The following is a 14,204-nucleotide window of genomic DNA, read 5'->3' on the forward strand; positions in this document are numbered from 1 at the left end:
ACATCGCGACTATCCCTAAGCCCCGTATCACGAGTGCATGCGGGCGCCGCCGCGCGCATGGCCGGCGCGCGGGCAGGGCGGCACGTCGCGACCCGCGCGTCGGCACGGGGCGCGCCGCCACGCGGTGCTCAGAAGCGCGGCAGGTCGGGGTGCGGCAGCAGCCCCCCGCGCACGTGCTGGCGACCGTATTCCGCGCAGCGCGCGCGGGTCGGAATGCCCTTGTCGGGATTGAGCAGCCCGGCCGGATCGAACGCGCGCTTGACCGCGAAGAACGCGTCGCGTTCCTGCGGCGAGAACTGAACGCACATCGAATTGAGCTTTTCGATGCCGACGCCGTGCTCGCCCGTCACGCTGCCGCCGAATTCCACGCAGCATTCGAGGATTTCCGCGCCGAACTGCTCGGCGCGGTGCAGCTCGTCCGGATCGTTCGCGTTGTAGAGAATCAGCGGATGCATGTTGCCGTCGCCGGCATGGAACACGTTGATGCAGCGCAACCCGTAGCGCGTCTCGAGCTGTTCGATGCGCGCGAGCAGCGGACCGATCGCGCGGCGCGGCACGGTGCCGTCCATGCAGTAATAATCGGGGGAAATGCGCCCGGCGGCCGGAAACGCGTTCTTGCGGCCCGACCAGTAGCGCAGGCGCTCGCTTTCGTTGCGCGAGACCTGGATGCGCGTCGCGCCATGCTCGCGCAGCACGGCCGTCATGCGCACGATTTCCTCCGCGACTTCCTCCGGCGTGCCGTCCGATTCGCACAGCAGGATCGCCTTCGCGTCGAGGTCGTAGCCCGCGTGCGTGAACGCCTCGACGGCCTGGGTGGCCGGCTTGTCCATCATCTCGAGCCCGGCCGGGATGATGCCCGACGCGATGATCGCGGCGACCGCCTCGCCGCCCTTCACGACATCGTCGAAGCTCGCCATCACGAGCTGCGCGGTCTGCGGTTTCGGGATCAGTTTCAACGTGACTTCGGTGACGATCGCGAACATCCCTTCGCTGCCGATCATCACCGCGAGCAGATCGAGGCCCGGCGTGTCGAGGCCGAGCGAGCCGAATTCGACGATCTCGCCTTCGATCGTGACCGCGCGCACGCGCATCACGTTGTGCACGGTCAGCCCGTATTTCAGGCAGTGGACGCCGCCGGAATTTTCCGCGACGTTGCCGCCGATCGTGCAGGCGATCTGCGACGAAGGATCCGGTGCGTAGTACAGCCCGTAAGGCGCGGCGGCTTCCGAAATCGCGAGGTTGCGCACGCCGGGCTGCACGGTGGCCGTGCGCGCGTACGGATCGACCTCGACGATGCGCGTGAAGCGCGCGAGCGACAGCACGACGCCGTTGCCGATCGGCAGCGCGCCGCCCGACAGGCTCGTGCCCGCGCCGCGCGGCACGATCGGCACTTCCATGCGGCGGCAGATCTGCACGATCCGCTGCACCTGCGACTCGGTTTCGGGCAGCGCGACCGCGAGGGGCAGCCGCCGGTACGCGGACAGGCCGTCGCATTCGTACGGCGCGGTGTCTTCGTCGCGAAACAGCAGGCAATGCGTCGGCAGCACGGCCATCAGCGCCTGCACGACTTCGCGCTGGCGCTGCGCGCGGGTCGCGCTCGACAGTTCGACGGAAGCGTTCATGGGGTCTCCTGCGGCGGCGCGGCGGCGCGCCGCCGTGTCAGCACGTGAAGATCTTGCCGGGATTCATCAGGTTGCGCGGATCGAGCGCGAGCTTGATCGCGCGCATCGCGTCGATCGCGTTGTCGCCGTGCTCCTTCGGCAGGAAGCGCATCTTGTGCAGCCCGACCCCGTGTTCGCCGGTGCAGGTGCCGCCGAGGCGCAGCGCGCGTTCGACGATCCGGTCGTTGATGCGTTCGGCTTCGTCGAGTTCCTCGGGCTTGTCGGGATCGATCAGGATCGCGACGTGGAAATTGCCGTCGCCGACGTGGCCGACGATCGGGCAGGGCAGCGACGACGCGCGCAGGTCGACTTCGGTCTCCTCGACGCACGCGGCGAGCTGCGAGATCGGCACGCACACGTCGGTCGTCACTGCGCGGCAGCCGGGTTTCAACTGCAGCATCGCGAAGTACGCGTTGTGGCGCGCGGCCCAGAGCCGCGTGCGGTCCTCGGGGCGGGTCGCCCATTCGAAGCCCTGGCCGTTGTTCTGGCCCGCGAGCGCCTGCACGAGCTCGGCTTGTTCCTTCACGCCGGCTTCGGTGCCGTGGAATTCGAAGAACAGCGTCGGCGCCTCGGCGAGCGTCAGGTTCGAGTGGCGGTTGATCGAGCGCACCGCGAGCGAATCGACGAATTCGACGCGCGCGATCGGCACGCCGATCTGGATCGTCTCGATTACGGTGCGCACCGCGTCGCCCATCGACGGGAACGTGCAGATCGCGGCCGACACGGCTTCGGGCAGCGGATGCAGGCGCAGCGTGATCTCGGTGATCACGCCGAGCGTGCCTTCGGAGCCGACGAACAGGCGCGTGAGGTCGTAGCCGGCCGACGACTTGCGCGCGCGCGAGCCCGTCTTCACGACGCGGCCGTCGGCGAGCACGGCGCTCAGGCCGAGCACGTTCTCGCGCATCGTCCCGTAGCGCACGGCGTTGGTGCCCGACGCGCGGGTCGCGGTCATCCCGCCGATGCTGGCGTCGGCGCCCGGATCGATCGGGAAGAACAGGCCGGTGTCGCGCAGCGCTTCGTTGAGCGCCTTGCGCGTGATGCCCGGTTCGACCGTGACCGTCAGGTCTTCCGCGTTGATCGACAGCACGCGGTTCATTTCCGACAGGTCGAGCGATACGCCGCCGCGCACGGCGAGCAGGTGGCCCTCGAGCGACGAGCCGGCGCCGTACGGAATCAGCGGCACACTGTAGAGCGCGCAAAGCGACACGACTTCGCGGACTTCATCCGCGCTGCGGGCGAACACGACGACGTCGGGCAGTTGCGGATCGAACGGCGATTCGTCGCGGCCGTGATGGGCGCGGACGGCCTCGGCGGTCGACACGCGCTCGCCGAAGGCGGCGCGCAGCGCATCGAGCATCGCGGGCGGGAGGGGGCGGCGCGTGGCGGCCGGCGTGTCGGGGTGATTCACTCGTGTCTCCTGACGGCTGCTTGTCGAACTTTCGGCCCATTCTACGCTGCAACGTCCGCTGCGGCCCCCGCCCCGGGCTGCGATAATCGCGTACCAACCCAACCGGCCCGCGCTGCGGCCGCGCACGAGAGGACACTCACATGGGCCACCGCTTGAGCAAGATCGCCACGCGCACCGGCGACGACGGCACCACCGGCCTCGGCGACGGCCGCCGCATCGGCAAGGACGACACGCGCATCGCCGCGATCGGCGACGTCGACGAGCTGAACTCGACCCTCGGCGTGTTGCTTGCCGAGCCGCTTCCGGACGACGTCCGCACCGCGCTCGTCACGATCCAGCACGACCTGTTCGATCTGGGCGGCGAGCTGTGCATCCCCGGCCATGGGGTGCTCGACGACACGCACCTCGCGCGCCTCGACCAGTGGCTGGCCGACTACAACGCGACGCTGCCGCCGCTGAAGGAGTTCATCCTGCCGGCCGGCTCGCGCGCGGCGTCGCTGGCGCACGTGTGCCGGACGGTATGCCGCCGTGCCGAGCGCTCGATCGTCGCGCTTGGGCGCACCGACACGCTCAATGATGCGCCGCGGCGTTACGTGAACCGGCTGTCGGATCTGCTGTTCGTGCTGGCGCGCGTGCTGAACCGCGCGGACGGCGGCTCGGACGTGCTGTGGGAGCGCGGGCGCGTGCGCTGACGCCGGCATCGTTTTCCGCACTGCGACAATTTGTCCGACGGGGCGCTGGTTTTTAAAGATGTATCGTACGAGCATGTTTAACGGAGAACGAACATGACCCACATCACCGCTGACCAGATGGCCCGTGTGAAGGCCACCGCCCCTGTCCTGGCCGAGCACGGCGCGACGATCACGAAGCATTTCTATCAGCGCATGTTCGCGCGTCATCCGGAACTGAAGAACCTGTTCAACCAGACGCACCAGAAGACCGGCAGCCAGCCCGAAACGCTCGCGAAGGCTGTCTACGCGTATGCCGCGAACATCGACAACCTCGGTGCGCTTGGCAGCGCGGTGTCGCGCATCTCGCACAAGCATGCGAGCCTCAATATCCGTCCGGAGCATTACCCGATCGTCGGCGAGAACCTGCTCGCGTCGATCGTCGAAGTGCTCGGCGACGCGGTCGACGCGGAAACGCTCGAAGCCTGGCGCGTCGCCTACGGCCAGCTCGCGCAGATCATGATCGGCGCCGAGGCCGACCTGTACGCGAACGCCGCATGGAGCGGCTTCCGCCCGTTCAAGGTCGCCCGCAAGGTGCGCGAAAGCGACGAGATCACGTCGTTCTACCTGACCCCCGCCGATGGCGGCGACGCGCCGAAGTTCGAGCCGGGCCAGTACATCTCGGTGAAGCGCTTCGTCGGCGACCTGGGAGTCGACCAGCCGCGCCAGTACAGCCTGTCCGACGCGCCGCACGGCAAGTGGCTGCGCATTTCGGTGAAGCGCGAGGCCGGCAGGCCCGAAGCGATCCCGGCCGGCAAGGTGTCGACGCTGATGCACGACGGCGTGGAAGAGGGCGCGATCGTCGAGGTAACGGCGCCGATGGGCGACTTCTCGCTGAAGCGCGACGCCGAGACGCCGGTCGTGCTGATCTCGGGCGGCGTTGGCATCACGCCGATGATGTCGATGGCGTCGACGTTGATCGCCGAAGGCAGCAAGCGCGAAGTGCGGTTCGTCCACGCATGCCGTTCGGGCGCGGTGCACGCGTTCCGCGACTGGCTGAACGACGCGGCGCGCGAGCACGCGAACGTGAAGCGCACGGTGCTGTACGAGCTGGTCGGCCCGAACGACCGTGCCGGTGTCGATCACGACCTCGAAGGGCGCCTGACGCCGGAACGCGTGAAGCAGCATGCGCTGGTGCCGGATGCCGACTACTACATCTGCGGGCCGATCGCGTTCATGAAGGCGCAACGCGATGCGCTCGTCGCCCTGGGCGTTGCGCCGGAGCGTGTGAACACCGAGATCTTCGGCTCGGGCGCGCTCGAGTGAAGTACCGGCGGCCGGTTTCGGCCAACGCAACGATGCAATGACAAAGCCCGGCGCGAGCCGGGCTTTTTACTTGCGCCGTCGTGGGGGCGGCTTCAGGCGCGCAACATCAGCGTTGCGTGGTAGCGCCACACCTCCGGATCGGCACTGACGAGCGGCATGCCTTCATGCAACGCTTGGGCGACCATCACGCGATCGAATGGATCGGCATGATCGGCGAAATCCGGCAGCGCGGCGACGGCCTCGGCATGATCGCTGCTGATCGGCAACTCAGCGAACCCGGCGAGCCGGAACGCCGAACGGGCATCCCGCGGGTGAACCGGGAGATTGCCCTTGCGATACTTGATTGCGATTTCCCAGATGGACGCGGCACTGACGTACAGCGTGTTCAGCGGATCCTCGATCAATGCGGCAGCAGTCGGCGAAAGTTGCGATGCGCCTTCGGCCGCCCAGAGCGCGATATGCGTATCGAGTAACAGCTTCACGGCGCGAGCCCTCGCTCGGCGCTGGCATCGAAGTCGGCGGCGATCGATTCATCGCCGGCATTGAATGCCTCGACGCTTGTCGGAATGTTCAATCCGGCAAGCAACTGACGGGCTGCGCCGATCCGCTTCGGCGCGGTGTACGGAACGATCCGGGCGACCGGATGACCGTTGCGGGCGATCACGACTTCGGCTTCGCGCCCCGATTCAAGCGCTTCCACGAGGCTGGAAAGCCGCGACTTGGCATCGTGCATGTTGACGGTCGGCATGGTCGATCCCCCGGTTAGCTAGATAATGTTAGCTAGTCTAGCAGAGCGACACGCCGACTGCAGGCTGGCCGCATGGCCAATCCGCCGCCAGGCGGGGGCCATACGGTCACCCTGCGGGCGTCCTTCAGTTCCCGCTGCCGCGCGCGACGCGGCGTGCCTTCACTGATTCCGCGAGGCCTTCGAGCACCTTCACGCTGTCGTCCCACGCGATGCACGCATCGGTGATGCTCTGGCCATAGGTCAGCGGGCAGCCTTCCTTCAGGTCCTGACGCCCCTCGACGAGGTGCGACTCGATCATCACGCCGACGATGCGCTCGTCGCCCGCCGCGACCTGGCGGCCGATGTCCGCGCACACGGGAATCTGGTTCTCGTGCTTCTTCGAGCTGTTCGCGTGGCTCGCGTCGATCATCAGGCGCGCGGCGAGGCCGGCCTTGCCGATGTCCGCGCATGCGGCGTTCACGCTGTCCGCGTCGTAGTTCGGCGCCTTGCCGCCGCGCAGGATCACGTGGCAGTCCTCGTTGCCGGCCGTGGATACGATCGCCGAGTGGCCGCCCTTGGTCACTGACAGGAAATGGTGCGGCTGCGACGCGGCCTTGATCGCGTCGACCGCGATCTTCACGTTGCCATCGGTGCCGTTCTTGAAGCCGACCGGGCACGACAGCCCCGACGCCAGCTCGCGGTGCACCTGCGACTCGGTCGTGCGCGCGCCGATCGCGCCCCACGAGATCAGGTCGGCGATGTACTGCGGGCTGATCATGTCGAGGTATTCGGTCGCGGCCGGCAGCCCCATCTCGTTGATCTGCAGCAGCAGTTCACGCGCGGTGCGCAGTCCTTCGTTGATCTTGAAGCTGTTGTCCAGGTGCGGATCATTGATGAGCCCCTTCCAGCCGACCGTCGTGCGCGGCTTCTCGAAGTACACGCGCATCACGATTTCCAGTTCGCCCCTGAAGCGCTCGCGCTCCTTCACGAGCCGCCCCGCGTACTCGATCGCCGCCTTCGTATCGTGGATCGAGCACGGGCCGATCACGACGATCAACCGGTCGTCCATCCCGTGCAGGATGCGGTGCATCGACTGGCGCGAGTGGTAGATCAGCTCGGACGCGACCTCGGAGCACGCGAATTCGCGAATCAAGTGGGCGGGCGGCGTCAGTTCCTTGAGTTCGCGAATGCGGACGTCGTCGGTGTTGTGCGGGGGCATGCTGTTTTCTCCTGTGTCGACCGGCGTTCGTGCTTCGGCACTGACTCCGGCCCCATGCAAAGCTGTTGAGGGCGCCGACCAATTACTACGCGTGCGGCAAATTCATCGATTCAGGCAATTCAGAGGTGTCGGTCGGGGCCGCGGGATCGCTGCGGCGGCGACCGGCTGGCGAAGGGCGAAAAAAAACCGCCGGGTTCGCCGGCGGTTTTTCGGGAATTTCGGTTGCGCTTCACGCGCCATCAACCCTCTCGATCCGCCAGCGGTCTGAGATGCCAAAAAAAGTAAAAATAAAACTTGGCGGACATGACGGAGATTCGGTTCGTCAAAAAAGTTGATTCGGAATTTATACCGTGTCGCCGTGCGGCTGGCAAGCCGGGGCGTCAAAAAATGCGGACAATCCGCGCGTTTTTGTCAAAATGCGCGGATTGTCTGCGCCGCGATGCGGTTATGCCGTACCGCCGACCGTCATCTTGTCGATCCGCAGGGTCGGCTGGCCGACGCCGACCGGCACGCTCTGGCCTTCCTTGCCGCACACGCCGACGCCCGAGTCGAGCGACATGTCGTTGCCGATCATGCTCACGTACTTCAGCGATTCCGGGCCGCTGCCGATCAGCGTCGCGCCCTTCACCGGGTAGGTGACCTTGCCGTTTTCGATCATGTACGCCTCGGACGCCGAGAACACGAACTTGCCGTTCGTGATGTCGACCTGGCCGCCGCCGAAGTTCACCGCGTACAGGCCGTTCTTCACCGACGCGATGATTTCCTGCGGGTCCTTGTCGCCGTTGAGCATGTACGTGTTGGTCATGCGCGGCATCGGCAGCGCCGCGTACGATTCGCGCCGCGCGTTGCCGGTGACGGGCATCTTCATCAGGCGCGCGTTCAGCGTGTCCTGGATGTAGCCCTTCAGGATGCCGTCCTCGATCAGCGTCGTGCACTGCGTCGGGTTGCCTTCGTCGTCGATGTTCAGCGAGCCGCGGCGGTTCGGCAGCGTGCCGTCGTCGACCACCGTCACGCCCTTCGCGGCGACCTGCTCGCCGATGCGGCCGGCGAACGCCGACGAACCCTTGCGGTTGAAGTCCCCCTCGAGGCCGTGGCCGATCGCCTCGTGCAGCAGCACGCCCGGCCAGCCCGGCCCGAGCACGACCGTCATCGCGCCGGCCGGCGCGGGGCGCGCGTCGAGGTTCACGAGCGCGGCGTGTACGGCGTCGTCGACGTAGCGCGACAGCACGTCGTCGGTGAAGTAGGCGTAGTCGAAGCGGCCGCCGCCGCCGCCGGAGCCGATCTCGCGGCGGCCGTTCTGCTCGGCGATCACCGTGACCGACACGCGCACGAGCGGGCGGATGTCGGCCGCGAGCGCGCCGTCGCTGCGCGCGACCAGCACGACATCGTATTCGCCGGCGAGGCCCGCCATCACCTGCGTGACGCGCGGGTCGCGCCCGCGCGCCATTTGCTCGATGCGCTCGAGCAGCTTGACCTTGGCCGTCGCGTCGAGCGACGCGAGCGGATCGGACGGCAGATACAGGTCGCGGCCCGAGATGCCCGTCAGCGACGTCGCGGCCCTGATCTTCTGGCGGCCGCCGCCGGCCGCCGCGATCGCCTTGGTGGCCGCGGCCGCCTGCGCGATGGCTTCCGGCGACAGGTCGTCCGAGTAAGCGAACGCGGTGCGGTCGCCTGCGACCGCGCGCACGCCGACGCCCTGGTCGATGCTGAAGCTGCCCGACTTCACGATGCCTTCCTCGAGGCTCCACGCTTCGCTGCGGGTCGCCTGGAAGTACAGGTCCGCGTAGTCGACGCGATGCGTGAAGATGTCGGCGATCGTGCGCGTGAGCAGGCTCTCGTCGAGGCCGTACGGCGTGAGGAGGATGTCCTTCGCCAGCGCAAGATTGCGGATGCCGGGTTCGATGATGTTCATGCGGGTATCGAGGGTTCTCAAAAAGTTGTCGGGTGCGTTCTGGGCAGATGGGTTGGCCGGGCGGCGTTTCAAGCGCCCGGGCGGTCAGCGGGTCAGGCCAGCACGCGATGCCGCCACGCGGGCAGGCTCTGGCGCACGTCGGCGATACGCTGCGGATCGAGCGCGCCGGTCACGACGCTCGCGCCTTCGTCGCGGACCGCGACGACCTCGCCCCACGGGTCGACCAGCATGCTGTGGCCCCAGGTGCGCCGGCCGTTCTCGTGCTTGCCGCCCTGCGCGGCCGCGAGCACGTAGCACTGATTCTCGACGGCCCGCGCGCGCAGCAGCATTTCCCAGTGCGCGCGACCCGTCGTATACGTAAACGCCGACGGCACGACGATCAGCGCGCAGTCGCCCATCCTGCGATACAGCTCCGGAAAGCGCAGATCGTAACAGACCGACAGGCCGACCCGCCCGAACGGCGCGTCGAACGTGACGACCGTCTCGCCCGCGCGGATCGTGCGCGCCTCGTCGAACGATTCGTCGCCTTTCTCGAAGTTGAACAGGTGGATCTTGTCGTAGCGGGCGGCCTCCTGGCCGCTCGGATCGAACACGAGCGTCGTGTTCAGCACGCGATCGGGTTCGGGCGCCTTCAGCGGCAGCGTGCCGCCGATCACCCAGATGCCGTGACGCTGCGCGGCCTGCGCGAGAAACTGCTGGATCGGACCGTCGCGGTAGGGTTCGGCGAGCGCGAGCTTGTCGGTGTCGCGGTGGCCCATGAAGCAGAAATACTCGGGCAGCAGCACGAGCTGGGCGCCGTCGCCGGCCGCTTCCGCGATCAGGCGGCCGGCTTCGGCGAGATTGCGCGCGACGTCCGGCGTGCTCACCATTTGCAGCGCGGCGACCCGAAAGGGCGTGGCGGAACGGGTGTGATCGGTCATCGCTGGATCGGTTGCGTCATAAATAGGGTGCGGCCCGGCACCCTGCGCGCGTCAATGGCTCGCCGCATCGGCCGGACCGTGATTCATCTTACCCTGATCGCCCCGCACCCGCTCGATGTGCGGATGCGCCCACGAGCCCGTGATCGCGTAGTCGAGCGCGAACGCGTGCGACAGCGTCTCCGACAGCGCGTAGTTCGCGGCCAGCACGCCGACGCCGAGCAGCGGATTGATGATCGCGGCCGCGATCGCCGCCGTGCCGGCGCCGATCTTCGGCGCGACGTGCGCGTGCAGGTCCTGCGTCTCGGCGCCGAGGTCGACCGCGCCGCGCACCGTCACGTTCGCCGGCGCCGTCGTCATCGAGAAGTCGTCGGTACGCGCGATCCCGTTCGAGATCCGGCCGGTGCCCGTGATCTTGTCGAACGGCAGCCCCTTGCCGACCACGTCGCGGAAATTCAGCGTCAGGAAGCGCGCGAGACTCTGCAGGCTCAGCACGCCGAGCAGTTTCGCAGCACCCGGATCGACCTTCAGGATCTGGCCGTGCTCGAGATCGACCGCGACCTGGCCGCCGAGCGACGGCAGATCGACCGCGGTCGGGCCGCCGCGCCAGCCGACCTTGCCGGTCACCGTGCCGTGGCCGTTCGCGACCGTGCGCGGCAGGCCGACGAGATCGAGCAGCGCGCCCGCGTTGCCGATGTCGAGCTTGAAGTCGAACACGCTGCGGCGCGGCGCCTCGTTTTCGTCGACGCCGCGGGCGAGCGCGCGGCGCGAGGTGCGCCAGTTGCCGGTCGCCGTCAGCTTCGCGGCCGGGTTCGCCAGCTCGAGCTTGTCGAGCTGCCACACCGGCGCGCCGTCCTCGTCGATGTTGCGCGCATTGACGACGAGCCGGCCGATGTCGTGATCGCGCGCGACGACCTGGTCGACGATCAGGTCGACCGCCGGCATCGGCCGGTCGGTCGGCGTCGGCAGGTTCATCGCGCGGCCGACGAGGTCGTGCTGCGCGCTTTGCGGAATCACGAGCTTCGCGAGCCGCGCGTTCAGCACGCCCGCGCCGTTGTGGCCGCCGCCCGGCGCCCACGACAGATAGCCCGACACCTGGTTCGACGCGATGTTCGCCTGCCACAGCTCGTCGACGTGCGACGCGCCGATGATCACGTTTTCCCAGTTGCGCTTGAGCAGCTTCAGCGTGCCGAAGTGAAGTGCGAAGCGCTTCGGCGTGAAGCTTGCGACGTCGATGCGCGGCGCGGCCTGCTCGGATGCGCGCGGCATGTCGTGGGGCAGGGTGCGGGCGAGGGCGAGCCATGCGTCGGCGTCCAGTTCATCGACGTCGACGGCGGCGCTCACGCCGTCCTGCGGCAGGTCGGGCATCCGGTGGATGCCCATCGCGCCGCGCACCGCGCGCAGCGGCTGGCCGCGCGTCGCGTCGAGCAGGTAGGTCGCGGACACGGGCCCAAGCGTCAGGTCGGCATGTTCGAGGCGCTTGCCGTCCGCCTCGGCGGCCGGCTGCAGCGTGAAGCGGAACGGCATCGGCGTGCCGGCCGGTTTCGCGAACGGCGCGGGGAAGTTCAGCGCGACGCCCGTCAGGTCGGAACGCGCGCTGACCTCCGGCAGGCGGCCCGGCGCACCGCGCACGGCGACCTGGTACGGCGCGTCGCCGACCACATGCTCGAGCAGCGCCGCGGCCGTGCCGCGCAGGTTCAGGCCGCGCGCGGCGTCGAGCGCGAGCTTGCCGTCGACGTCCACCGCGTACGGGCCATGCGACTGGAAGTTGCCGTTCGCGCGCACCGGGCCGCCGAGGAAGCGCCCCGACAGCCCGTGCAGCGACGCGCCGGCCTCGCTGAACCGCACGCTGCCGCGCAGCGCGGACAGCGGCGGCACGCCGTCGGTCGACAGCGTGTTGCCGCCGAACGCAAGGGCGCCTTCGACGTGCGTATGCGGATGCGGCACGTGCTGCGGAATCGTGATCTTGAGCGCGAGCGATGCGGGCCCCTGCGCGTCGATCCGCTGGCCGATGTGCCCGCTCATCGTGCCGAGCGAGCTGTTGTCCGCGTAGTCGATCAGGTCCGCGAGCGGGCCTTGCGCATGGCCGTCGATGATGAGCGGCGACTTCGACGGGTTGCCGAGATCGTCGATCCGGCCGGCCACCTTGGTCAGCGCGACGCGCTTGTAGCGCGCGCGGGCGATGTCGAAGCGCAGCTTGTTCTGCGCGAGCTCGAACACGCCGTCGATCCCGTCGAGTGCCGGCCAGAAGCTCGGCGTGCCGTTCGCGAGCTTGCGCGGCGGGTACGGCGTCGGCTCGAAGCGCCCGCCGGTAAACGGCGCGACGATATGGAACACGCCGGCATCCGGCTCGTGTTCGAACGGGAATTTCTCCAGCGGGCCGCGCGCGACGATCGACGCGCCCTTGCTTACTTGGCCGTCCTGCAGCGCATGGCCGAGATACTCGCGCAGGCGCTCGGACATCCCGGTCGGCAGGTAGCGCGGAATGCGCGCTACCGACGCGCGCGCGAAATCCGCGCGCAGGTCGAGCGAGCCGCGGCCGTGGCCGGGGTTGGTATACGAGCCCGACACCGCGATTTCGGCATCGGGGTTCGAGACGAACAGGTCGGGCAACGTCACGTCGACGCGCGCGTGCTTGTCGCCCGGCGCCGGCGTGACCACCCATTTCGCGTTGCCGCGCAGCCGGTCGAAGGTCAGGCGCGGCTGGTCGAATTCGCCGGGCACCGTGACCGCGGCGTTGACCGTATCGAAATGCGCGCTGCCGCCGGTTTCGTTCGCATCGATGTGGCCCCACAAATTCTCGACACCCGGCCAGCCGGCGCGTGGGTGACCGCGCGCGGAAAGGCCCGGCGGCGGTTCCTGCGCGGCGACGCTGATGCCTTGCAGATCGCCGAGGAAGCGGTAGCGCACGATCGGCGCGGCGCCCATGCGCCGCTCTTCGTCGGCAAGGTCGGGCCGCGCCGGCTTCGCGCGTTCGACCTCGATGTGGTAGTTCGACACCATCCCGCGCGGGTCGAGCTTGATCAGCTCGTTGCGTAGGCGTGCCGGCAGCGGCAGCCCGCGGATGAACTCGCTGAGGATGCCGAGATCGACGCGGTCGCCGACGACGCTCAGCAGTTGCCCCTGGTCGGCGGCCGGTACACGGTAGCGGGCGGTCAGCGTCGACAGCGCGAGCGAGCGCGCGAGCGGCGTGCCGTCCGGCAGCGGCGGCTGGCCGAGCTCCGCGTTGAAGCGCGTCAGGTGCAGCGTGTAGTCGCGGCCGGCGTTCAGCGCCATGTCCCAGCCGAACCCGACCGTCGGCACGTCGAGGCGCGGCTGGGTCGGCCGCACGCGCAGCACGACGTCGGCGCCTTGCAGGTCGCCGCCCGCGGAGCGCAGGTGGCCGTCCTCGAAGGTCGCCCAGATCGCGTTGTCGATCCGGCCCGCATGGATCGTGAGCGGGATGTCGAGATAGCGGCCGAGGGTCTGCAGGTCGACCGGGCCGGTCGACAGGTACGCGTCGCCGGTCCAGTTCGTCGGCTTGCCGATCGGCTGGAGCGGCTTGTGCCGGAAGCGCGCGCGGAAATCGAGCGGGCCGAGCAGCAGCGTGCCGTTCGCGGGCGCCTGCAGCGCGGCCTTGTGCACGCGGCCGTGGTTGAGCACCGCGAGGCGGATGCCCGACAGCGCGAGCTCAGGTGCGTCGTGCTGTGCGTCGCGCCAGCGCAGCGTGCCGTTGCGCAGCACGATCGCTTCCTGCTTCAGCAGCCACGTGCCGAACGTGTCGTTGCCGCCGTGGGTGGTCGCGACGCCGACGCCCGCGACGCTCAGCGAGCCGTCGGCCGCGCGCGCGACGACGAGGTCGGGGTGGTCGACGATCAGGCTCGACAGCGCGGGCGACAGCCGCAGCAGCGACATCCACGACAGCGCGGCCGTCGCGTGCGGGACCGACAGCGCGATCCGGCCGTCACGGCCGCGAATAGTGAGGTTGGCGACTTCGACGCCCGGCTGCATGCCGGACCAGTGGGGAGACAGTCTGCCGATCGAAAGCTGCGCGTGGAGCTTGTCGGACACCGCGCGCTCGATGCGCGGGCGGAATTCGTCGATGCGCGGCAGCACGACGTAGCGCAGCCCGAGGAACGAGGCGGACGCGACGAAGTAGCTGCCGATACCGACTGCCAGCGTCACCCTGAACACGCGACGCAGGACCGGATGATCGTGCTTCGGAGGTCCCGCTTCGGGCGCAGGTACGGCGGATTCCTGACGGTCGGACATGCGGCGGAAGGGCGGCGATATGGTAGTTTTGCAGACTGACGTTGAAATGTATCACAGGGGTTCGTGCCGGCGGCCGTTGGGGGCAGCACGGCACGGGCTTTCCGGCGCGCGGTTT

10 protein-coding genes are annotated in these 14,204 nt (G+C 68.6%); 2 read left to right on the forward strand and 8 right to left on the reverse strand.

Annotation, left to right across the window (positions count from 1 at the left end; genetic code table 11):
* Window positions 1–128 precede the first annotated feature (128 nt).
* Window positions 129–1,622, reverse strand: coding sequence for an FAD-linked oxidase C-terminal domain-containing protein (locus SB786_RS14715; RefSeq protein WP_006760043.1), 1,494 nt, complete (start codon window positions 1,620–1,622; stop codon window positions 129–131).
* A 37-nt stretch (window positions 1,623–1,659) separates the two neighbouring features.
* The gene (locus tag SB786_RS14720) at window positions 1,660–3,069 is read right to left on the reverse strand and encodes an FAD-binding oxidoreductase (RefSeq protein WP_410728066.1); all 1,410 of its coding nucleotides are present in this window, start codon (window positions 3,067–3,069) and stop codon (window positions 1,660–1,662) included.
* Window positions 3,070–3,209: 140 nt separating this feature from the next.
* Between SB786_RS14720 and SB786_RS14725 the strand changes: the two genes are divergently transcribed.
* Complete coding sequence (locus SB786_RS14725) at window positions 3,210–3,761, forward strand: cob(I)yrinic acid a,c-diamide adenosyltransferase (protein ID WP_410728068.1); 552 nt, start codon at window positions 3,210–3,212, stop codon at window positions 3,759–3,761.
* Window positions 3,762–3,854: 93 nt separating this feature from the next.
* Window positions 3,855–5,063 carry an NO-inducible flavohemoprotein gene (hmpA, locus tag SB786_RS14730; protein WP_410728069.1) on the forward strand — a complete coding sequence of 403 codons (1,209 nt, stop codon included), beginning with the start codon at window positions 3,855–3,857 and terminating at the stop codon, window positions 5,061–5,063.
* A gap of 92 nt (window positions 5,064–5,155) precedes the next feature.
* On the opposite strand, the gene SB786_RS14735 is transcribed toward hmpA, so the two are convergent.
* From SB786_RS14735 to SB786_RS14760, 6 genes are all read right to left on the reverse strand, one after another.
* The gene (locus tag SB786_RS14735) at window positions 5,156–5,545 is read right to left on the reverse strand and encodes a type II toxin-antitoxin system VapC family toxin (protein ID WP_410728071.1); all 390 of its coding nucleotides are present in this window, start codon (window positions 5,543–5,545) and stop codon (window positions 5,156–5,158) included.
* Complete coding sequence (locus SB786_RS14740; RefSeq protein WP_410728072.1) at window positions 5,542–5,811, reverse strand: type II toxin-antitoxin system Phd/YefM family antitoxin; 270 nt, start codon at window positions 5,809–5,811, stop codon at window positions 5,542–5,544. Before SB786_RS14740 ends, SB786_RS14735 begins: the two co-directional genes overlap by 4 nt.
* A gap of 124 nt (window positions 5,812–5,935) precedes the next feature.
* Window positions 5,936–7,009, reverse strand: coding sequence for a 3-deoxy-7-phosphoheptulonate synthase AroG (gene aroG, locus SB786_RS14745; RefSeq protein WP_410728073.1), 1,074 nt, complete (start codon window positions 7,007–7,009; stop codon window positions 5,936–5,938).
* A 445-nt stretch (window positions 7,010–7,454) separates the two neighbouring features.
* On the reverse strand, window positions 7,455–8,921 hold the full coding sequence (tldD, locus tag SB786_RS14750; RefSeq protein WP_012363145.1) for a metalloprotease TldD: 1,467 nt from the start codon (window positions 8,919–8,921) through the stop codon (window positions 7,455–7,457).
* A 92-nt stretch (window positions 8,922–9,013) separates the two neighbouring features.
* A complete protein-coding gene (locus SB786_RS14755; RefSeq protein WP_410728075.1) occupies window positions 9,014–9,841 on the reverse strand; it encodes a carbon-nitrogen hydrolase family protein in 828 nt (275 codons plus the stop codon).
* Window positions 9,842–9,892: 51 nt separating this feature from the next.
* A complete protein-coding gene (locus SB786_RS14760) occupies window positions 9,893–14,089 on the reverse strand; it encodes a YhdP family protein (protein WP_410728076.1) in 4,197 nt (1,398 codons plus the stop codon).
* Between the last annotated feature and the right edge of the window lie 115 nt (window positions 14,090–14,204).

The organism is Burkholderia sp. SIMBA_062, from assembly GCF_046534765.1.
Taxonomy (GTDB): Bacteria; Pseudomonadota; Gammaproteobacteria; order Burkholderiales; family Burkholderiaceae; genus Burkholderia; species Burkholderia ambifaria.